Source organism: Pseudomonas sp. LB3P14 (assembly GCF_054898045.1).
The window spans coordinates 4,824,675-4,846,897 of sequence record NZ_CM142714.1; the positions used below are offsets into that span (position 1 = coordinate 4,824,675).

16 protein-coding genes are annotated in these 22,223 nt (G+C 59.4%); 3 read left to right on the forward strand and 13 right to left on the reverse strand.

The window, feature by feature from the left end; genetic code table 11:
* Positions 1-6: 6 nt before the first annotated feature.
* The 13 genes from ACYZT5_RS22095 to glnE form a co-directional block, all read right to left on the reverse strand.
* Complete coding sequence (locus ACYZT5_RS22095; RefSeq protein ID WP_462047403.1) at positions 7-903, reverse strand: antimicrobial resistance protein Mig-14; 897 nt, start codon at positions 901-903, stop codon at positions 7-9.
* The gene (locus ACYZT5_RS22100; protein ID WP_462047404.1) at positions 903-2,033 is read right to left on the reverse strand and encodes a glycosyltransferase; all 1,131 of its coding nucleotides are present in this window, start codon (positions 2,031-2,033) and stop codon (positions 903-905) included. The genes ACYZT5_RS22095 and ACYZT5_RS22100 overlap by 1 nt, the downstream gene beginning before the upstream one ends.
* The gene (locus ACYZT5_RS22105) at positions 2,017-3,774 is read right to left on the reverse strand and encodes a carbamoyltransferase family protein (RefSeq protein WP_462047405.1); all 1,758 of its coding nucleotides are present in this window, start codon (positions 3,772-3,774) and stop codon (positions 2,017-2,019) included. Before ACYZT5_RS22105 ends, ACYZT5_RS22100 begins: the two co-directional genes overlap by 17 nt.
* Positions 3,775-4,001: 227 nt before the next feature.
* Positions 4,002-4,802, reverse strand: coding sequence for a DUF3800 domain-containing protein (locus ACYZT5_RS22110; protein ID WP_462047406.1), 801 nt, complete (start codon positions 4,800-4,802; stop codon positions 4,002-4,004).
* A 17-nt stretch (positions 4,803-4,819) separates the two neighbouring features.
* Positions 4,820-5,155, reverse strand: coding sequence for a YceK/YidQ family lipoprotein (locus tag ACYZT5_RS22115; protein ID WP_462052292.1), 336 nt, complete (start codon positions 5,153-5,155; stop codon positions 4,820-4,822).
* A gap of 210 nt (positions 5,156-5,365) precedes the next feature.
* The gene (locus ACYZT5_RS22120) at positions 5,366-6,817 is read right to left on the reverse strand and encodes a lipopolysaccharide kinase InaA family protein (protein ID WP_462047407.1); all 1,452 of its coding nucleotides are present in this window, start codon (positions 6,815-6,817) and stop codon (positions 5,366-5,368) included.
* On the reverse strand, positions 6,817-7,569 hold the full coding sequence (locus ACYZT5_RS22125; RefSeq protein ID WP_462047408.1) for a lipopolysaccharide kinase InaA family protein: 753 nt from the start codon (positions 7,567-7,569) through the stop codon (positions 6,817-6,819). The genes ACYZT5_RS22120 and ACYZT5_RS22125 overlap by 1 nt, the downstream gene beginning before the upstream one ends.
* Positions 7,566-8,300, reverse strand: coding sequence for a lipopolysaccharide kinase InaA family protein (locus ACYZT5_RS22130; protein ID WP_462047409.1), 735 nt, complete (start codon positions 8,298-8,300; stop codon positions 7,566-7,568). Before ACYZT5_RS22130 ends, ACYZT5_RS22125 begins: the two co-directional genes overlap by 4 nt.
* Complete coding sequence (rfaP, locus tag ACYZT5_RS22135) at positions 8,300-9,106, reverse strand: lipopolysaccharide core heptose(I) kinase RfaP (RefSeq protein WP_462047410.1); 807 nt, start codon at positions 9,104-9,106, stop codon at positions 8,300-8,302. The genes ACYZT5_RS22130 and rfaP overlap by 1 nt, the downstream gene beginning before the upstream one ends.
* Positions 9,106-10,227, reverse strand: coding sequence for a glycosyltransferase family 4 protein (locus ACYZT5_RS22140; protein WP_223432815.1), 1,122 nt, complete (start codon positions 10,225-10,227; stop codon positions 9,106-9,108). The genes rfaP and ACYZT5_RS22140 overlap by 1 nt, the downstream gene beginning before the upstream one ends.
* On the reverse strand, positions 10,227-11,288 hold the full coding sequence (gene waaC, locus ACYZT5_RS22145; protein WP_462047411.1) for a lipopolysaccharide heptosyltransferase I: 1,062 nt from the start codon (positions 11,286-11,288) through the stop codon (positions 10,227-10,229). The genes ACYZT5_RS22140 and waaC overlap by 1 nt, the downstream gene beginning before the upstream one ends.
* Before the next feature lies 1 nt (position 11,289).
* Positions 11,290-12,324, reverse strand: coding sequence for a lipopolysaccharide heptosyltransferase II (gene waaF, locus ACYZT5_RS22150; protein ID WP_462047412.1), 1,035 nt, complete (start codon positions 12,322-12,324; stop codon positions 11,290-11,292).
* 207 nt (positions 12,325-12,531) lie between these two features.
* Complete coding sequence (gene glnE / locus ACYZT5_RS22155; protein ID WP_462047413.1) at positions 12,532-15,471, reverse strand: bifunctional [glutamate--ammonia ligase]-adenylyl-L-tyrosine phosphorylase/[glutamate--ammonia-ligase] adenylyltransferase; 2,940 nt, start codon at positions 15,469-15,471, stop codon at positions 12,532-12,534.
* A gap of 383 nt (positions 15,472-15,854) precedes the next feature.
* Between glnE and aceE the strand changes: the two genes are divergently transcribed.
* From aceE to ACYZT5_RS22170, 3 genes are all read left to right on the forward strand, one after another.
* Entirely contained in the window at positions 15,855-18,500 is a 2,646-nt protein-coding gene (aceE, locus tag ACYZT5_RS22160) for a pyruvate dehydrogenase (acetyl-transferring), homodimeric type (protein ID WP_462047414.1), read from the forward strand.
* Positions 18,501-18,511: 11 nt separating this feature from the next.
* Positions 18,512-20,467: a dihydrolipoyllysine-residue acetyltransferase gene (gene aceF / locus ACYZT5_RS22165; protein ID WP_462047415.1), complete on the forward strand. Its 1,956-nt coding sequence runs from the start codon at positions 18,512-18,514 to the stop codon at positions 20,465-20,467.
* 271 nt (positions 20,468-20,738) lie between these two features.
* On the forward strand, positions 20,739-22,133 hold the full coding sequence (locus tag ACYZT5_RS22170; RefSeq protein ID WP_462047416.1) for an alkaline phosphatase D family protein: 1,395 nt from the start codon (positions 20,739-20,741) through the stop codon (positions 22,131-22,133).
* Positions 22,134-22,223: the final 90 nt, after the last annotated feature.

Consider the following 22,223-nt stretch of genomic DNA (forward strand, 5'->3'; position numbering starts at 1 on the left):
GCTGGCTCATACGGTGAATACCGGCACAGGATTGCACCAGCGATCCTTGTATTCACGGTCGGCGCGACCGAAAGAAAAGCGCAAGGGTTTGTCCAACGCCCGGGCATGCTCCCAGGCACTTTGCGTATTGAGAAAACTCAGCACGCTGCCGGGACTGAATTCGCGGGTTTCGGGATCGACGCCGCCATTGATGTACTCGACGCTGATCCACTGTGGTGTCTCGACACGGTAGACCAGTTGAATCGCTATCGGCGCATCGTTGAGAAAAATCACCGAGCCGATCAGCAAGTCACGCAGCAATTCGATGACCTCAGCCATGCGCTCGGCCCCCGTCGCCGGGAAGCCCCAGCGACGCTGGAACAGGTCGCAATAGATCGCTGCCAGCTCACTGCTGGAAAACTCGGCGACCGGCCGAACCACTCCGCCCGCTTCTTCCAGCAATCGCAATTCACGGCGCTGGTTGTAGCGAAACTTCTTCGACAGTTCTTCGGGAGTGCGGGCCATCGCCAGTTGCTCGGCCTGCAACTTGATGCCGGTGAAACGGCCTTCATTCAGCACCGACAGGTAGCGTCCACGATGACGTAGCGGCGCTTGTGCATCGGCAGCGGCCGGCAGGATGAACTCGGCATTACCGAGGTCGAACAGGCCTTTTTTACCGCAACGCTTGAGCACATACTTGGACAAGGCGAGGTCGCGCCCCCAGGTCGGGATCGCGGCTTTGACTTCACCATTTTGCTCCCAGGCCAGGTAACGCACAGGGATGTCGGCCAACTGCGCCAGCCGCTCGACCACCATGGGATGAGTGGCGACGCTGCCGCCATAACGTTGCCAGGCCTCGGCATAGGTCGAGGCGTCGACTACCGCCCAGCCACGTTCGCGCCAGCCTTGAAATCGGTTGAGCATCAGCCCCTCGGTGCCAGTTCGGTAACGTGCGGCAAACGCCAGAAAGCATCGCGCACCGCGCGGTCGGAGAAGCGTTCACGCAAGCGATCGAGCATCAGCTCGGCACACTGGTGACGTTGCTGCTCGTCCATCGCGGCCAGATGTTGCAGCCCTTGAGCCAAGTGTTCGGCATCGCCCAGCGGGAACAGAATACCGACGCCCTCGACCACTTCCTTCGCCCCGCCGCACGCCGTGGCGAGCAATGGCACGCCGGCAGCCATGGCCTCCAGCAGCACCATGCCGAACGGTTCGTGATCGGAACTCAGGGCAAACACATCGAAGGCACGAAAATAACGCCGAGCCTCAGGCACCTGACCGAGGAACAGCACGCGGCCGCCGATACCCAGCTCACGGGCCAGGGCCTTGAGGTCCTGCTCCAGTCGACCGGCACCGAGAATCACCAGTTGACTGTTGGCCGGTAAACCCGGCAACGCCGCGGCAAAACCGTGCAGCAGCGTGGCCTGATCTTTGTCCGGATGCAGCCGTCCGACGTTGCCGACAACCCAGGCATCCATCGCCAGACCCAGGGTTTCCCGAGCCTCGCGAACCGATACCTGGCTGTCCTGCAAGGTCTGCACATCGATTCGGTTATAGAGCGTCTGAATCCGTGCCGCCGGCCATTTCGGCAGGCAATGACGCATGTCGTCGCGCACCGCATCGGAAACCCCGAGCAGGCTCAGACGCTTGCGGAAAATATTCGCGAAGAGTTTGCGCGTGCCGCGCTTGTAATCGTCAAACGCGTGATGCACGCCAATCACCGGCAACGAGGTGCCGAGCAAGGCGATATAAATAGGTTTGAATCGGTGAGCGATGCAAAAACTGAAATTGCGCGAGGCGGCGATCTTGCGCAGATCGCCGATGGCGCCCAGCTTCAGGCCACGAATGGCCTTGGAGCTGTATTCCATGAACAGCACTTCATCGGAAGCACAGCCCGCGGCGACCTCACTGTCTGCGGCCCCGGTCAGGAATACCGTGGTCACTCGATAACCGGTCCCCGCGAACAGGCTGGCGTACTGCCGGGCGCAGTCCAGAAACGGCCCGTCATAGCCGTGACAGAACTGCAGCACATGGCGTTCAGCCGAGCGTGTCATATGCGTCCGCGCCCTCTTTGACCACCAGGATGTCTTCCATGATCAGATACTGTAGATCGGAACCGAAGAACATGTTCAGGGCATCCGTAGGCGAGCAGATCATCGGTTCGCCACGACGGTTGAGCGAGGTGTTCAGCGACACGCCGTTACCGGTCAGTGCTTCCAGCGCCTTCATCATGTCGTAGTAGCGCGGGTTGTATTCGCGCTTGAGCACCTGGGCCCGCGACGTACCGTCTTCATGGACGACTTCCGGCACGCGGGTTTTCCACTCTTCAGCCACTTCAAAGGTGAAGGTCATGAACGGCGCCGGGTGATCGACCTTGATCATCTGCGGTGCAACAGTGTCGAGCATCGACGGGCAGAAAGGCCTCCAGCGCTCGCGGAACTTGATCTGGTGGTTAATCCGGTCAGCCACGCCGGTGGCGCTCGGGCAACCGATGATCGAACGACCACCCAAGGCGCGCGGACCGAACTCCATGCGGCCCTGGAACCAGGCCACCGGGTTGCCGTCGACCATGATTTTGGCGATGTTTTCCGGCATGTTCTCGAGCTTGCGCCATACCGGCTTGCTCGGGTGACGGGCACACGCAGCGAGCACGTCTTCGTTGGTGTAGGACGGGCCGAGGTAGACGTGTTCCATCTTCTCGACCGGCACACCACGGGCGTGGGACACGTAAGCCGCAGCACCGACCGCAGTACCGGCATCGCCGGACGCCGGCTGCACGAACAACTCTTTGACGTCGTCGCGAGCGATGATCTTCTGGTTCAGTTTGACGTTCAACGCACAGCCACCGGCGAAGGCCAGTTTGCCGGTTTCCTTGAGTACGTCGCCCAGGTAGTGATCGATCATCTGCAGCGAGATCTTTTCGAACAGCGCTTGCATGCTCGCGGCGTAGTGGATGTACGGTTCGTCGGCGATGTCGCCTTCGCGCTTCGGACCCAGCCACTCGATCAGCTTCGGCGAGAAATAGAAGCCTTTGCCTTTCTCTTTATAACGACGCAAGCCGATGACGTTGGCGTAGTCGGTGTTGATCACCAGCTCGCCGTTCTCGAACGAAGCCAGACGCGAGAAATCGTATTTGCTGGCATCGCCATACGGCGCCATGCCCATGACCTTGAACTCACCGTCGAGCATCTCGAAACCGAGGAACTCGGTGATCGCGCCGTACAGGCCGCCGAGGGAGTCCGGATCGAAGAATTCCTTGATCTTGTGGATCTTGCCGTTTTCGCCGTAACCGAAAAAGGTCGTGGCGTACTCACCCTTGCCGTCAATCCCGAGGATCGCGGTTTTCTCTTTGAAACCGGAGCAGTGGTAGGCGCTGGAGGCGTGGGCCAGGTGATGCTCGACCGGTTCGATCTTGATTTTTTTCGGATCGAAACCCAATTGCTCAAGGCACCAGACAATCTTGTTGCGATAGCGCTTGTAGCGACGGTTACCCATCAGGATCGCGTCGAGCGCGCGGTCCGGTGCGTACCAGTAACGCTTGGCGTAATGCCAGCGAGCCTTGCCGAACAGGCTGATCGGCGCGAATGGAATCGCTACCACATCAACGTCGGACGGTTTGATGCCAGCCTGCTCGAGGCAGAACTTCGCCGACTCGTAAGGCATGCGGTTCTTTGCATGTTTATCGCGCACAAAGCGCTCTTCCTCAGCCGCCGCGACCAGCTTGCCGTCGATGTACAAGGCTGCGGAAGGATCATGGCTAAGGGCGCCGGACAGGCCAAGAATCGTCAATGCCACAGGGGTCTAGCCTCTTTAGTCTGCATGCAGGCGCAAGGCGCCTAAAAGATTAATGTGCCCTCGCAAAGGGCGAGTGGCAGCTAAAGGGCGGGATTATAGCTTAAAAGCGACGGCAAGCCTCTAGCGGGAAGTGGCAAGCTGGCGCGTTGACAGATGACGGACCTCGACATAGACTCCTGCGCAAATGGACTGGGGGATCCCGGTCGGCGTTGTGGCCTCGGTGAGTTTCACCGGGGTTTTTCGCTTTCTGAGAGAGGGAAAATTTTTAACCCCCAATTCTCGAAACCCTCTCCCACATTGTTACGCCCACCACTGCAGTAGAACTTGCGCTTGAGCACGTCAAAGGCACGATTTTCTTGCCCCGACCGCAAAACGCTCATACCAATGGGTCTTGCAACAAGATCCGCTAGCTGTAACCCCGTGGAATTCACTTGTTTGGTTGCAAAGACGATGTCGAACGGCAGTTGTATGCCCAATCTGTTCGCGCCATCGCACATGCGACGAAACTCCAGTTCAAGCTCATTATCCTCCCGCTTCCCTCGACGCTCGAAAATCACATGAGTTAAAACGCTCTGTTGATTCTTTTCCTGCAAATACTCATAAAGCGTTTCAAGGCAGAATCCGAGCGCGACATGATAAGGATTGTGGACAGGACCTTGCTTTTCGCGAAGAGCGGCTTTGTCGATAGCGCAGCTAATCAGGACGAAATTGCTGGCTTCAATGATTCCCGTCAACTCATCGAGAAAGGCATGTTTGTGTTGCCTTGATGTGAAAAGACTAGAGAACGCTCCCTTCTCCTTTCGAATTTCCAATTCATGCAGACCGATCAGGTCATGACCCATATGATTAAATTTGAACTTCTGAAGGGCAGGAATAACCTTTCCGCAATAATGCCTTTTATGAAACACACAAAATGCCAGCACAAACATTGGGTAGTTTGGATCTAATGTTTGCATCCCATGATCGCCGCTCTCATCGACATAAATTATGAAATCACTGTACTTCCCTCGTGGAGGTAGCACTGACATGCCTGAATACAAAAGAGTTACCCGCGGCCTGCTCGCCAGTAGATGCTGATATTGCCATCGACCCCTTGCCGGTAAATGGTGTACGGCAAGGCCGCCGTGTCCAGAACGCCAGACAAGGCCAGGTCCAGTAGAACGAGCGGTACGAGAATACCGGTGGGGTCCGGCGGCGCATTCAACACACAAAAATCGTAGGCCAGGCCGCTATAAACGCGGGGGATGGACTGGCAATAGGTTTTTTGTCTTCGCAGCCCCTGGGCCGCGGCGGCGTCATCCTGCAATACCGTAGCGACGGTTCCGCAGCCTGCCAAAACCAGTGATAAAGCACCCAACGAAATTGCCATTTTTATAGTCAAGACCTGCCCTCCGAGAACGTCAGGCAAGCTAGCATCGTGGCTATTCAGGGCACAGTTCATGGCCTCCTCAGATCACGTAGGACATTTCATAAGAACGTGTCCCTAATCTCGGGTGGCTGTTCCGGCCCCTTCGCGAGCAGGCTCGCTCCCACAGGGGATCTGTGTCGCAACGGAGAACCAATGTGGGAGCGAGCCTGCTCGCGAAGGGATTCAAGCAGCGCTAGAGATATCTTTGGGCAAACGCTGATCAATGACCTGATACAGCGCACTGCTCTCAGGCCAATTACGCATGAACCGCGCCCGATCCCGCGCATAGGCCGGGGCGAAGCTGTTCACCGAGGCATGCTGACACATCGAATCCAGATCAATCAGCGCCCAGCGATCTTGCTGCCAGAACAGGTTATGCCCCTTGAAATCCCCATGACTGATCCGCTCAAGTATCAGCTCGGCAAACAGATGATCCAGCGCCAACAACTCAGCTTCAGGCGCCTCACCGCTTTCAACATAAGGTGCAAACCGCTCGATGATATCCGGCCCCGGTAAATACTCGGTCACCAGATAAGCCCGACTGCGCAACCAGAGAAAACGCTTCTCCAGCAACGCCAACGGCTTGGGTGTGGCGATGCCGAGAAACGCCAGGCGATTGCCTTCGCGCCAGGAATGCCAGGCACGGCTCGGACGCCAGAAGCGTTTGAGCCAGTGGGCAAAACCCTTGATGTTGTAGCGTTTGATCACCAGCGTACGACCGGCCACCTCGACCTTGCCGACGCTCGCCGCGCCGCCGGTCTTGTACAGATGGCCCTGATCGAGCAATGCATCGGCCTGCTCCAGCACCGGCAGCATCGCCGCTTCTTCCTCGCGGCGAATCGCCCGTAATCCGAATGCTCCGCGCTGGACACTGAACAGCGTGCATTCGCGGCCGACCTTGATCAGGAAGTCTTTGAGGCGCCAGCTGCGGACCTTGTTGATCTGCTTCTGCAACGCTTCCATGGGCAAGGCATGCTCGCCGTTGCTCAACAGGTAATACACCAGCAATTCTTCGGTATAGGGTTCCAGCGTCTTGGGCAACTGGGCGAAAAACACCCCGAGATTCTCCAGGACTTTCTGTCGAGACAGCGGCTGGCCAGGCGTTTCTGCACAGATCCCGGCACCGTCGATCAAATACAGCCGACCGCCCTGGCGCAGCAGGTTGTCCAGGTGCAGGTCTTCCTGCCACAGGCCCTTGCGGTGCAATTGACCAATCGCACCCAGCGCATCGGCCAATACCGCCGACTGCTCATCCGCCAGCATCGGCAGGTGTTCGACCTGCTCCCAGGCATCCCCAAGGCTTTCGGCGCCTTCAAGGAAATCGAACAGCAGCCAACCGCCCTCGCCGTCCTTCAGGCCATCAGCCAGCAGCAACGGCGTGGTCAACCCCTGAGCCGCAAGCAACCGCACGCCGTTCTGCTCACGCTGGAAATGCCGCGCCGCTTTGCTGCCGACCAACAACTTGGCCAGCACCGGCCGCCCACGCCAGACGCCGGCACCGACATAACGCTGCCCCGGCAACACTCGCAACAGAGTCAGCAACTGCAACTCGGCAGGGCCGGCCGCATCGGCCAGTGAAATGTTCAGCGGCAGGCTGGGGCTGCGGCCAGCGTTTTTCAGCTCGGACAAACGCATCAGCGCGTCTCCTTGTGAGTGCGCCGCGCAGTCAGTCGCGCCAGCCAGCTGTCGATCAACGAGCTGTCCTGGGATTGATCCAGATAGGCAGCCAGCAGCTCGCGCAACTGCGCTTCGCTCCACTCAGGCGCCCGACGCAGCAACGGTTCCAGATCTTTCGCCCGGTCACGCAGACCAAACAGCAACGGCCGGGTCTTTTCCAGGTCGATCAGCTGGGCCAGGTAACCGTCGCCGGTAGCCTGGAGAAAAATGTGTTTGGGGTAGAAGCAACCGTGAACCTGACGCGCGCCGTGCAGGCGCCGAGCCAATTGCCCACAGGCCTTCATAATCGCCGAATGCTGCGCCGAACTCAGGTCCGACCAGCGCTGCAACAGCGAATCCAGGTCATCCCAACCGTCCAGGGCACGGGTCAGCAGAATCGCCCGAACCTCGCCGTCGACCTTGCGCTCACCGAAGAACGCCGCTTTCAACGCTGGAATTCCGAATCGCTCATAGCGACTGATATTGCGAAATTCACGGGCAAAGCTCGGCTCGCCAAAGGGCGCATGCAAAGTGCGCATCTGGTAGTTGCTCTGGCGTTTGAGGTAGTAGCCATGACCTTCCAGATCCAGCCGAAACACGCTGCTCCAGCCACCGCGAGCGGTGTTGGGTTCGTCCACAGCGTCGAGCTGCTTGGCCCAGAGTGCGTCGAAAGTGCCGAGGCCGTGACGCTCAAGCAGTGCACGGTCTTCAGCGGCCAGAAAATCAGTCATTCGCGTCCCTCGAAAAATCTCACCACGTGCCGGATCCGTTTTTTGTCGGCGGCATTCAGCCGATCACGCTGGCGGTATTGCAGGTAAAAGCGCAGGCGCTGGGTGGCCGACAAGTGATACTTGGCGACCTTGTCCAGACACGCCAGGTCCTTGGTGATCCGGTACTTGAGCCAGAAGCCGCGCCAGAAATCACCATTGGGGCAGTCGATCAGAAACAGCCGGGGCTCATCGTCGACCAGCAGGTTGCGCCACTTCAAATCGTTATGGGTGAAACGATGGTCGTGCATGGTTCGGGTATAACCCGCCAGCTGCCGGCTGACGTTGTCGACCCAGGCGCGGTCCGCCAGCTTCGGATCATGCCGCTCGGCCAGGGCCGACAAGTCTTCGGTATGCGGCAGCTCACGGGTGATCATCGCCCCACGATCGTATGCCGCACCGCGACGCTCCAAGCCCCAGGCCACCACTTCGGCAGTGGGAATGCCCCACTTGGCGAAGCGCTTGAGGTTCTGCCACTCCATTTTCACCCGGGGTTTGCCCAAGTAACGGCGCAGACCTTTGCCGGCACCCACGTAGCGTTTGACGTAATAGTTGACGCCATTGCGCTGGACGCGAATGACCTCGGATAACAGGTCGCGGGTCAGGCGCTCGCCCTGAAGCGCAAACACAGCCTCAAGACTGCCGAAATCTTCTGCCAGATCGCTGTACGCAGGTTCCAGTTTCCAACCTGCCATCAGAGCGCATCCCCGTATCGCTGTTTACGGTCGTAGAGTTTGTTGGCCTTGCCTTCCAGCCAGGCAAGCAACCCGGCTTCTTCGCCCAGGATCTGGCGCAGGGGCTGCTGGAAATAACCCTTGAGGAAACGCAGTTTGTCACGCCGGGTCAAGCCAATGTCCAGGGCCGAAAAGTACAGCGCCGCCAGGTCCTTGTTGCGCCAGCGCTGAGTGATCGCCGGACGGGTATGGGCGCGGTGCAGGTCGATCACCGAGAGCTTGAAATCGTCGGCCGTCACCGGTTTGTCGGTGTGCAGCAGAAAGTGACAGATGTAGCAGTCGCGATGATTGACTCCGGCGCGGTGCATCATGCCGGTCATGCGCGCGACCTCGGCGATCAGTGCACGCTTGAGTTTTGGCTCGGGCGGCTGCTTGACCCAGTCGATGCTGAAGTCTTCGAGGCTGACAGTGGGCGCCAGCTCTTCGGTGACGATGAACGAATGCTGGTCTGCCGGGTTGCTGCCCTTCTCGCCGTAAGCCACGGCGGTCATGGTCGGGACGCCGACTTCTTGCAGGCGCTGAATGGCTTTCCATTCCTGACCGGCACCGAGCACCGGCAGCTTGGCAGTGAGCAGGTTCTTGAAGATCTCGCCCCAGCCAATGCCACGGTGGATCTTCACGAAAAAGCCATTGCCATTGACTTCGGTCCGCAGGGTCCGGCGCGCCTCAAGTTCACGGTATACCTCGCCCTGGAGACCCTCGACTTCGGCGAACGGGTCGCGCCCGGCCCAGAGGCTCTTGAACGGTTCAGCCAGCATCAACTTCATTAAGCGTGCTCCGCCAGAATCACATCGGCCGCGTGCTGCGGCATGCTATAGAGGTCGGCCGTCTCGGCGAAGGCCAGACCGTTGCGGCTCCAGGCCGCCCGTGCTTGAGCGTCGTTCAACATGCCGGTCAGGTACTGAGTCAGTTGCGCCTGATCGAAAGGTTCGTCCAGCACCAGACCGGCGTCGGCCTCGGCGATGTAATGGGCGTAACCACAGACCGCGCTCACCAGCACCGGCAGGCCGGCCACCAGGGCTTCGAGCAACACGGTCCCGGTGTTTTCGTTGTACGCCGGGTGAATCAACAGATCGGCGCCGAGCAGAAAACGCGGGATGTCGCTGCGCCCCTTGAGGAACGTCACGTTATCGCCGAGCCCCAATGTGGCGCTCTGCATCTGGAATAATTTGGGGTCGTCCTGGCCAATTACAAACAGCCGGGTGCGTTTCTTCAGATCGGCGGGCAATGCGGCCAGCGCCTTGAGGCTGCGATCCACGCCTTTGGTCTTGAACCCGGAGCCAATTTGCACCAGCAGCAGGTCATCGTCTTTCAGGTTGAATTCGCGACGAAATTCGGCACGGATCTCGGCGGCATTGGCCGGCGCGCGACGGTCTTGAGAGATACCGGGCGGCAGCAAATGGAAGCGTTCAAGCGGCGTGTCGTAATGCTTGATGAACAGCGGCTGCTGGACTTCGGAAATCATCAGCACTTCGGTCTTGGCATCCTTGGCGAACACGGCGCGCTCGTACTCCGCGAAGTGCCGGTAGCGACCCCAGCGACGGTACAGCGAGTTACGCAGGTTTTGCGCCTTGTCTTCGAAGCAACCGTCGGCAGCGTAGTAGACGTCCAGACCCGGCATCTTGTTGAAGCCGATCAAACGGTCCACCGGACGCTTGGCCAGATCCGCCTCCATCCATTCGCTGAGTTTCTCGTTGCGTCGATGATTGAAGAACGCTTTGACCGGCGCCACCAACACTTCGAAGCCGGGTGGAATGTCGCCTTCCCAGATCAGCGTGTAGACCCGAATCTGGTGGCCGCGCTGCTGGCACTCAAGGGCAATGCGCATGAAATCGCGCTGCAAGCCACCAAAGGGAAAGTACTTGTACAGGACAAATGCCAATTGCATCAGCGCAGCTCCTCAGCCAGTAACAACGTGCTCAGTCGGCTGGCGACACGCTCGGGATTCAGACGCGTGAAGCACAGGGGCCACTCGCGTTTCAGGTCAAACTGACGGGCATCTTGGGCCGTCGGTTGATAGGTGCATTTCTTTTGCAGGCACGGCGCGCAAGGGAAGTCGCTGGCCATGTGAATCTGCGACTTGCCGTAGGCACCCGTCAGGCCCGGGTTGGTCGGGCCGAACAGCGACAGGGTCGGCACGTCCAGTGCGGCGGCGAGATGACCGAGACCGGTGTCCACCGCCACGCAGGCTTGCGCGCCGGCCAGTACTTTGCCGACACCGGCCAGGTTCAGCTTGGGCAGCACTTCGACGTGTTTCATGTCTTTGGCGATGCGTTCGGCTCGGGCTTTCTCGATCGGATTACCCCACGGCAGCTTCACCCCGACACCGAGATAGCCGACGCGCTCGGCCAACTCGCGCCAGTAGGCTTCAGGCCAGTGTTTGGTGTCCCACGTGGTGCCGTGCAGGAACACCACGTAAGGATTCTTGCGCGGCAATTCCACCAGTCGTTCGACATTCAGGCCGTAATCGCCCAAGCCTTTGGGCAGGTCGTACCCCAACGCCACCGCAAACAGCTGACGCACCCGTTCCACCGCGTGTTGCCCACGGGCCACGGCCAGACGCCGGGAATAAAAGCGTGCGGCAATCGGCTCACGGGCCGAGTTTTTATCCAGCCCGGCCACTGGGGCTTTGGCATATCGGGTCAGCAACGCACTTTTCAGCAGGCCCTGGGCATCGATCACCAAATCATATTTGTTGGCGCGAACGCTTTGCTTGAAGCGCTTCCACTCACCACTCTTGAGGGTCTGCCAGATGTTTTTGCGCCAGCGACGAATCGCCACGGGAATCACCTTGCCCACGGCTGGGTGCCAGGTCGGGATTTCGGCGAAGCCTTCTTCCACCACCCAGTCGAACGTGATGCCGGGGATCGCCCGCGCCGCGTCGGTCAGCGCCGGCAACGCGTGAATCACGTCGCCCAGCGAAGAAGTCTTGATCAGCAGTACCCGCAAACTATTTGACCTCGACCACAGTGCCCTGCAAACGCTGCAAGGCTTCGTTCACCGCTTGCGGCATGAGCTGACGCAGGCAGTTGTAATGACCGAAGCGGCACGTGCGGTCGAAGCACGGACTGCATTCGATGCCCAGGCGCACGATCTCGACGTGCTCGGCCAGTGGCGGCGTGAAACCTGGTGAAGTCGAGCCGTAGACCGCCACCAACGGGCGATTCAGCGCGGCGGCGACGTGCATCAGGCCAGAGTCGTTGGACACCACCGCGTCGGCGCAGGACATCAGGTCGATGGCTTCGGCCAGGGAGGTGCCGCCGCTGAGGTTCACCGACTCTTCACGCAAACCGGGAATCAGCCGCGAACGGATGTCTTCGCCGACCGCGTGATCGTTTTTCGAGCCGAACAGCCAGACTTGCCAGCCTTCGCGGATCTTCGCTTCGGCAACTTTGGCGTAGTGCTCGGACGGCCAGCGCTTGGACTCGCCAAACTCGGCACCGGGGCACAGCACCAACACCGGGCGGTCGAGGGCCAGGCCGAACTTGGCCATTGCCGCCTCCCGAGTGACCGGGTCGATCTGCAGGCTCGGCCGTGGATAAGGTGTCGGCAGTTCGGCACCGGGCTCATAGGCCAGGGCCATGAAGCGCTCGATCATTAGCGGATAACGTTCTTTATCCAGCGTGCGTACGTCATTGAGCAGGCCGTAGCGAAATTCGCCACGCCAGCCGGTGCGCTTCGGGATGCCGGCGAAGAACGGCACCAATGCCGACTTCAGGGAATTGGGCAGCAGGATCGCCTGGTCGTACTGGCCGGCCAGGGATTTGCCGATACGCCGACGCGTCGCCAGCTCCAAAACACCGTGACCGAGCGGAAAGCTCAAGGCCTGGCGGACTTCGGGCATGCGCTCAAGAATCGGCCGGCTCCACTCGGGGGCCAGCACGTCGATTTCGCAGTGCGGGTGGCGCTGCTTGAGACACTGAAAAAGTGTCTGCGCCATCACCATGTCACCGACCCAACTGGGCCCAACGATCAGAATTTTCATGTGGTTTCCAAAAACGAACCGGGGAGGCATACGCCTCCCCGCCTCGAGAATTCTACAAAACACTGCAGATCTACTGTGGGAGCGAGCTTGCTCCGGGCGGCGTTCCGACGATGGCGGCGTGACAGTCAGCATAAATGTTGTATGTGACGGCCTCATCGCGAGCAAGCTCGCTCCCACATGGGTATTGGGTGTTTCAAATATCCGGTTTCAGCTTAGCCCCAGCTCGCGCCAGATCCGCACTACTTGCCGCCGTTCGTCCACAAACTGGTCGCCCGGTATCACTCCGGCGTCCTTCTGCAAGGCCTGCCGGTGAGCGGCGGAGCGATAGGCTTTATAGGCCTCGCGCAACAGGCTGGCGTTTTCGGCGGACATCAGCCCTTCCTCCTCCAGCCCTTCCAGAATGCGGATATTGTCAGTCCAGCGCAGCAATGGCGGATGCGTTTCGGACCACGCCAGGGCCGCGTATTGCACCATAAATTCAATATCGACGATACCTCCGGCGTCCTGCTTGAGATCGAACGGCACCGTGGCCTCGAAGGCATTTGCCGCGGTGCCGGCCGCGGTGCTCTTGCTGCCAAGGTTATCGCGCATTTTGGCGCGCATCTCGCTGACCTCCTGGCGCAAGGTCGCAAGATCCCGCGGCTTGCCCAATACCGCCGCACGGACTTTCTCGAACGCCTGGCCGACGTCCGGACTGCCCACCAACACCCGCGCCCGCACCAGCGCCTGATGTTCCCAGGTCCAGGCTTCGTTTTCCTGATACCGGGCAAACGCCCCGAGCGAACTCACCAGCAACCCCGACGCACCGGACGGCCGCAGGCGCATGTCCACTTCATACAGCTGACCGGAGTTGGTCTGGGCCGTCAGCAAGTGAATGATCCGCTGCCCCAGGCGGGTGAAGAATTGCGCGCCATCGATAGGCTTCGGCCCGTCGGTTTCTGCCTGCGGATCACCATCGTGGATGAACACCAGGTCCAGGTCCGAACCATGCCCCAGTTCCAGACCGCCAACTTTCCCGTAACCGACAATGATGAAGCCGGGGTCGCACAAGGTGCCGTCGGTACGCAGCGGCGTGCCGTATTTGGCCACGGTCTGGCGCCAGGCCAGGGCCAGCACTTGTTCGAGAATCGCTTCGGCGAGCCAGGTCAGGTAATCACTGACCTTCATCAACGGCAGGCTGCCGGCGATTTCCGAAGCGGCGACCCGCAAGCGGTGCGCCAGCTTGAAATGCCGCAGGGCTTCCATCTGTTGTTCGAGGTCGTCTTCGGGAATCCGCGTCAAACGCTCGCGCAACTCCGCGGCCAGTTCCGGCGCCAGCGGTGGCTTGAACAGACGACCTTCATTGAGTAATTCGTCGAGCAGCAACGGGAAGCGAGTGATCTGTTCGGCGATCCACGGGCTCGCGGCGCACAGGGTCAACAAGCGTCGCAGCGCGCCGGGGTTCTCGGTCAGCAACACCAGATACGCGGAACGACGGGCCACGGCTTCCACCAGTGGCAGTACCCGCTCCAACACCAGATCCGGATTGGCGTGCTCCACCGCCTGAGCCAGCAATCGTGGAATAAAGGCATCGAGGCGTTCACGCCCCAGCCGCTGCATCGCTCGCAATTGTGGACTGCTGCGCAAGCCGGCCAAGGCTTTCAGCGCCTTGCTGGCATCGGCGAAACCGCCCTCCTCCAACTGGCGGCAAGCAGCCTCTTCATCCTGAGCCTCTTCCCACAGTGGCAGCCATTCACCGCCGACTACCACTTCGCTCTCGGTGCCTTGCTCTTCGTCGGGATCGGCGATCACTTGGCCGAAGTGCCACGCCACACGACCACGCCAATACATAAGCTGCTCATGGAAGGCCGCCCAATCGGCGAAACCCAACATAAAGGCGATGCGCGCCTGATCCTGCGCACCGTGCGGCAGCATCTGGGTCTGGCGGTCGGCAATCGCCTGGATCGCATGTTCGGTGTAACGCAGGAATTCGTAGCCTTCGCGCAATTCGCTGATCACCGCCGGCGGCAGGTAACCCTGACCTTCCAGCGTGCGCAGTACTTTTAGTAGAGGACGTTGCTGCAGGCTCAGGTCGCGACCGCCGTGAATCAGCTGGAATGCCTGGGCGATAAACTCGACTTCACGAATGCCACCGGAGCCGAGCTTGATGTTGTCGGCCATGCCCTTGCGCCGGACTTCCTGCTGAATCAGTTGCTTCATGGTGCGCAGCGCTTCGATCGCCGAGAAGTCGAGGTAACGCCGGTAAACGAACGGCCGCAGCATGTCTTGCAATTGCGCGCCAGCCACTTGATCGCCGGCCACCACCCGCGACTTGATCATCGCGTAGCGTTCCCAGTCGCGACCCTGATCCTGGTAATACTGCTCCAGCGCGTTGAAGCTCAACACCAATGCGCCGGCCGAACCATAAGGCCGCAGGCGCATGTCGACGCGAAATACAAAACCGTCGACGGTCATCGGGTCCAACGCCTTGATCAGGCGCTGACCGAGACGAATAAAAAATTCCTGGTTATCCAGCGAGCGTTTCACGCCAACGGTTTCGCCGCCTTCGGGATAGGCGAAGATCAGGTCGATGTCTGACGACAGGTTGAGCTCCACCGCGCCGAGCTTGCCCATGCCCAGGATGACCATTTGCTGCGGCTCGCCGCTGCGCCGACCGGTAGGCACGCCGAACTGCTGGCAATGCCGCGTGTACAACCACTGATAGGCCTGATCGATGCTGGCATCGGCCATGTCCGAGAGGTCGCGGCAGGTCTGGATCAGATCGCACTGACGCGTCAGGTCGCGCCAGATGATCCGCACTTGATGACGGGTACGTTGACGACGCAGGGCGCGACCCAGGCCATCTTCGGTTTCCGCCGCATTCACAGCCGCCGCAATCTGTGCGCACAGCTCGCCGGGAGCAAAACTTCGATCCAGCTCACCGGACTGCACCAGTTCCAGCAACATCAACGGATCACGCACGCTCTGCTCGATCACGAAATCGCTGGCAGCGGTGACACGGGCGAATTGCGCCCAACGATCAGGCGTCCAGCGAGACAGACTATGGTCGTCGTCCAACCCGGCGACGGCCGTACGGAACGACTGCTCGGCGCGGGTGACAAACGGCAGGAGAATGCCGGGCAGCTCGGCAAGCGAAGGGAGGCTCATGGTCTATCCTTGATCGGCGTGTAGAGGGCTGCATGTAGTGATTCGCTAGAATGCACTACGTGATCGACTGTCGAACAAAGGTTAGAAATAGCTGAAATTTCTTTGTTTTTGGCAGACAGCATCAAGCTTTCACCTTTTCTGATTGGAAAAAGACCAACCTTAACGATTATTCTCACAACGCAGCTGGAGGCCACAAGCCGCTCATCTGTAGTTTTACTACTCGTCTATACATTCGAAAGGCTGAAATGCCCGATGATTTGTAGTAAAACTACACGCCGCCGGAACAACCTCTCGGCAATCCAAGAATTTATATCGTCTGCCCACAAGGCCAGTCGCAAACTCAGGCAACCGATTCTGGAAGCCTTTCCGCCCTGGAGCAAGCCATGCAAGACCTCGATCCCGTCGAAACCCAGGAATGGCTGGACGCCCTGGAATCGGTTCTCGACAAAGAAGGCGAAGACCGCGCTCACTATCTGATGACCCGTATGGGCGAACTCGCAACCCGCAGCGGTTCGCAATTGCCTTACGCCATCACCACGCCGTACCGCAACACGATTCCCGTTACCCACGAAGCACGCATGCCTGGCGACCTGTTCATGGAACGCCGCATTCGCTCGTTGGTACGCTGGAACGCGATGGCCATGGTGATGCGTACGAACCTGAAAGATTCTGACCTGGGCGGTCACATCTCCAGCTTCGCCTCCAGTGCAACCTTGTACGACATCGGCTTCAACTATTTCTTCCAGGCCCCGACCGATGAACACGGCGGCGACCTGATCTACTTCCAGGGTCACACCTCGCCAGGCGTTTATGCCCGTGCGTTCATGGAAGGCCGCATCACCGAAGACCAGATGAACAACTTCCGCCAGGAAGTCGACGGCCAGGGCTTGTCGTCCTATCCGCACCCGTGGCTAATGCCTGATTTCTGGCAGTTCCCGACCGTATCCATGGGTCTGGGCCCGATCCAGGCGATCTACCAGGCACGCTTCATGAAGTACCTGGAAGCCCGTGGTTTCATTCCGGAAGGCAAGCAAAAAGTCTGGTGCTTCCTGGGCGACGGCGAGTGCGACGAGCCGGAATCCCTGGGCGCGATCTCGCTGGCTGGCCGCGAGAAACTCGACAACCTGATCTTCGTCATCAACTGCAACCTGCAGCGCCTCGACGGCCCGGTCCGCGGCAACGGCAAGATCATCCAGGAACTCGAAGGCGTGTTCCGCGGTGCTCAGTGGAACGTGACCAAAGTTATTTGGGGCCGTTTCTGGGACCCACTGTTGGCCAAAGACGTCGACGGTATCCTGCAACGCCGCATGGACGAAGTCATCGACGGCGAGTACCAGAACTACAAAGCCAAAGACGGCGCGTTCGTACGTGAACACTTCTTCAACTCGCCAGAACTCAAGGCGATGGTTGAAGACTTGTCCGACGACGAGATCTGGAAACTCAACCGTGGCGGTCACGACCCGTACAAGGTCTACGCGGCGTACCACGAAGCGGTCAACCACAAAGAACAACCGACCGTCATCCTGGCCAAGACCATCAAAGGTTATGGCACCGGTGCCGGCGAAGCGAAGAACACCGCGCACAACACCAAGAAAGTTGATGTTGAAAGCCTAAAGCTGTTCCGCGATCGTTTCGACATTCCGGTCAAAGACTCGGAACTGGAAAACCTGCCGTTCTTCAAACCAGAACCCAACAGCGCCGAAGCCCGCTACCTGAGCGAGCGTCGCACTGCACTGGGCGGTTTCGTGCCACAGCGCCGCGCTCAAAGCTTCAGCGTACCGACCCCGTCACTCGATACCCTCAAGGCGATCCTGGACGGCTCGGGCGACCGTGAAATTTCCACCACCATGGCCTTCGTGCGGATCCTCGCGCAACTGGTCAAGGACAAGGAAATCGGTCCACGCATCGTCCCGATCATCCCGGACGAAGCCCGTACCTTCGGTATGGAAGGCATGTTCCGTCAGTTGGGCATCTACTCGTCCGTCGGCCAGCTCTACGAGCCAGTCGATAAAGACCAGGTGATGTTCTACCGCGAAGACAAGAAGGGCCAGATCCTCGAAGAAGGCATCAACGAAGCGGGCGCCATGAGCTCCTTCATCGCTGCCGGTACTTCGTACTCCAGCCACAACCAGCCAATGCTGCCGTTCTACATCTTCTACTCGATGTTCGGCTTCCAGCGTATCGGCGACCTCGCCTGGGCTGCCGGCGACAGCCGCACCCGTGGCTTCCTGATCGGCGGCACCGCCGGCCGGACTACGCTGAACGGCGAAGGCCTGCAACACGAAGACGGTCACAGCCACATCCTGGCTGGCACCATCCCGAACTGCCGCACCTTTGATCCAACCTACGGCTACGAGCTGGCGGTGATCATTCAGGACGGCATGAAGAAGATGACCGAAGAGCAACAGGACGTTTTCTACTACATCACCGTGATGAACGAGTCCTACCAGCAGCCAGCCATGCCGGCCGGTGTCGAGGAAGGCATCATCAAGGGCATGTACCTGCTCGAGGAAGACACCCGCGAAGCGGCGCATCACGTTCAGCTGATGGGCTCCGGCACCATCCTGCGTGAAGTGCGCGAAGCGGCGAAGATCCTGCGTGAACAGTTCAACGTCGGCGCTGATGTCTGGAGCGTTACCAGCTTCAACGAACTGCGTCGCGACGGCCTGGCCGTAGAGCGCACCAACCGTCTGCACCCGGGCCAGAAGCCTAAATTGAGTTATGTCGAAGAGTGCCTGAACGGCCGTCAGGGTCCGGTCATCGCCTCTACCGACTATATGAAGCTGTTCGCTGAGCAAATTCGTCAGTGGGTACCGTCCAAGGAATTCAAAGTCCTGGGCACCGACGGTTTCGGCCGCAGTGACAGCCGTAAGAAGCTGCGTCACTTCTTCGAAGTCGACCGTCATTTCGTGGTGTTGGCAGCCCTGGAAGCCTTGGCTGACCGTGGTGATATCGAACCTAAGGTGGTGTCTGAAGCCATCGCCAAGTTCGGGATCAACCCGGAAAAACGCAACCCACTGGACTGCTGAGGAGACACTCTGTGAGCGAACTCATTCGCGTACCTGACATCGGCAGCGGTGAAGGTGAAGTAATCGAACTATTTGTGAAGGTCGGCGACCGTATCGAAGCCGACCAGAGCATTCTGACGCTTGAGTCGGACAAGGCGAGCATGGAAATTCCTGCGCCTAAGGCCGGCATCGTCAAAAGCATTAAAGTGAAGCTGGGCGATCGCCTGAAAGAAGGCGACGAATTGCTCGAGCTGGAAGTCGAAGGTGCCGCGGCTGCGGCCCCTGCGGCTGCCGCTGCGCCGGCTGCCAAAGCTGAAGCAAAACCGGCGGCTGCCCCGGCGCCGGCTGCGCCTGCTGCCGCGCCTGCTGCTGCAACCACTCAACAAGTGCACGTGCCGGACATCGGTTCGTCGGGCAAGGCCCAGATCATCGAGATCCAGGTCAAGGTCGGCGACACCGTCGAGGCTGATCAGTCGCTGATCACCCTGGAATCCGACAAGGCCAGCATGGAAATCCCTTCGCCCGCTGCTGGCGTTGTCGAAAGCATCAGCGTCAAGCTCAACGACGAAGTCGGTACCGGCGACCTGATTCTGGCGCTGAAAGTGGCAGGTGCTGCGGCACCGGCTGCGGCCGCGCCAGCTCAGGCGGCTGCACCTGCTGCCGCTGCTCCAGCGCCAGCCGCTGCGGCACCGGCTGCACCGGTAGCTGACAGCGTTCAGGACATTCACGTCCCGGACATCGGCTCGGCCGGCAAGGCCAAGATCATCGAAGTGCTGGTCAAGGCCGGCGACACCGTTGAAGCCGACCAGTCGCTGATCACCCTGGAATCCGACAAGGCGAGCATGGAAATTCCATCGCCTGCCGCTGGTGTGGTGGAAAGCGTTTCCATCAAGCTGGATGACGAAGTCGGTACTGGCGACCTGATCCTGAAGTTGAAAGTCAAAGGCGTTGCGCCTGCTGCAGCCCCGGCTCCAGCCGCCGCTCCTGCGCCAGCTGCCAAGGCTGAAGCTGCTCCTGCAGCCGCTGCCCCGGCACCGGCCGCACCGGCTGCTGCACCGGCTAAACCAGGCGCCAAGGTTCACGCAGGTCCTGCGGTGCGCCAACTGGCTCGCGAGTTCGGCGTCGAGCTGAGCGCAGTCAGCCCAAGCGGCCCGCACGGTCGTGTGCTGAAAGAAGACGTGCAGGTTTACGTCAAAGCCATGATGCAGAAGGCCAAGGAAGCACCGGCCGCTGGCGGCGCAACCGGCGGCGCGGGCATCCCGCCAATTCCGGTCGTGGACTTCAGCCGCTTCGGTGAAACCGAAGAAGTGCCGATGACCCGCCTGATGCAAATCGGCGCGTCGAGCCTGCATCGCAGCTGGCTGAACATTCCACACGTGACTCAGTTCGATTCGGCTGATATCACCGACCTGGAAGCGTTCCGTATCGCTCAGAAAGCCGTTGCAGAGAAGGCTGGCGTCAAGCTGACCATCCTGCCGCTGCTGCTCAAGTCGTGCGCGCACCTGCTCAAGGAACTGCCGGACTTCAACAGTTCGCTGGCACCAAGCGGTAAAGCGATCATCCGCAAGAAGTACGTGAACATCGGCTTCGCGGTCGACACCCCTGAAGGCCTGCTGGTACCGGTCATCAAGAACGTCGACCAGAAGAGCCTGTTGCAACTGGCAGCCGAAGCCGCCGTACTGGCCGCCAAAGCCCGCGACAAGAAGCTCACCGCTGACGACATGCAAGGCGCCTGCTTCACCATTTCCAGCCTCGGCCACATTGGCGGCACCGGCTTCACGCCGATCGTCAACGCGCCGGAAGTGGCGATCCTCGGTGTTTCCAAGGCAACCATCCAGCCAGTCTGGGACGGCAAAGCCTTCCAGCCGAAACTGATGCTGCCACTGTCGTTGTCCTACGATCACCGTGTGATCAACGGCGCCGCTGCTGCACGCTTCACCAAGCGTCTGAGCGACCTGCTGGCGGACATCCGCACCATCCTGCTGTAACACCGGCCGGCCCTCCTTCACCGGAGGGCCAGTCGCGTTCCACGTTTTCCGAGCGCCACGCTCGTACCTCAACCCCGCCAGTTTGGCGGGGCTTTTTTTGCTTGGAAGAAAGTTTCTTCCTACATTCGTGGCTGACGTCGCCCACAACTCAAGTCCACTTTCACCCGATATTTTTTGCGCACCAGTAACTAGGCTTAGTCCAACTGATTATTGATTTAAATCATCATCAGCCTCTCTTGCTTAGTTAGCATTACTTCGAATGGATTCGAACATGTTCAAACCGACTGTCGGCCCTATTATTGGCCACACCACAACTAATCACACACGCATTTTCTTGCGCGGCGAACTACAAAACAATGCTTTAGTATTTGCGGGTATTCGTTATCGGCGTATTGGCGAAGAACGCTGGTCCCAAGGTGTATTTGCAAAATTGACGGTCGTGCGCGACATGTCCGATGTCATTGCACTCAACGATCTGGCCACCGATACCGAGTACGAATATCAGGCGGGCTGGTTCAGCCCCATGAGCCCGGTCCACACCGTGGAGACGGTTCAGGAGCTGCCGCTGCAATGGCCGCGGGATATCTACCGGTTTCGCACGCAGTCCAGCAAAGTCACGATTCCACGGGCCTATATCGTCGGCTCATGCCGTTACCTGCGCATGACCGCTGGCGTCCCGGCTGCACCGCATCTGGGGGATCGGATTTTCGCCTCGATCACGAGCTTGGCGCAGCAGGCCGAGCCGCCCATCAGCGCCCTGCTGATGACCGGGGATCAAATCTATGTCGATGACCTGAACGTCATTGCTCCCGACCGGGAATACAAGGCAATACTCAGCAAGTACCGCACGGCTTTTTCTCAAACTCATATCGGAAAGTTGATGTCCAGCGTGCCGACTTACATGATCCTCGACGACCATGAAATTGAAGACAACTGGCCTGCCAACGAGAGTAAAGCCGATGACTACTTATATAAGAACGCTATGGCGGCGTACGAGTTATATCAAACCAGCCACAGCCCGGCTCATAAACTTCTAGCCAACGGACAAATAAGCAGAACACTGGAACAGTATGGGTATCAGTTCGCTGAAGGCGATATTGAATGGTTTGTCACTGACAGCCGAACCCGCCGCAACCTGTCGGCCGATGACCGACGCATTCTCGACGAAGAGCAGGAACAGGCGTTGTGCAAATGGCTGATCCACAGCCCGGCCAAGGTCAAATTCGTGGTCACCAGCGTGATGTTCTATCCCGACCGAAAAGCTCAAGGCGATGACGCCTGGAAAGCCTTCCCGGAACAACGACTACGGCTGCTGGAGACAATTCGTACACACCGCCTCAAGAACGTCTTCTTCATTTCGGGCGATGTCCACGGCTCCCTGACCAGTCGCCTGACCCACAGCGAGGACCCGGACTTCGAAGTGCACACCATCGTGTCGTCACCGCTGTGCAACAGCAAACTGCTGCCGTATGCCAAGGCCTCCACTTTCATTCTCGATCAGCCACTGGCGCAAACGGTCGCGGGCGACTATCGACATGAACTGACTGGCAAGGTGGTCAGCGAGGACAACTTTGCCCATCTGGTGGTTGAGGCGCAGCAGATTCGCGTGAATTACCACGACCGGGACGGCAATCTTTTGCAGTCGGTCGGCATAGCACTTCGGTGATCCCAAAAAGATCGTCCGAAGGCTCGGGCCGCGTTCGGACGATCTTTTCGGCTTGAAGCAATACTTTTAGCCGTCTGCTGGAGAAATTCG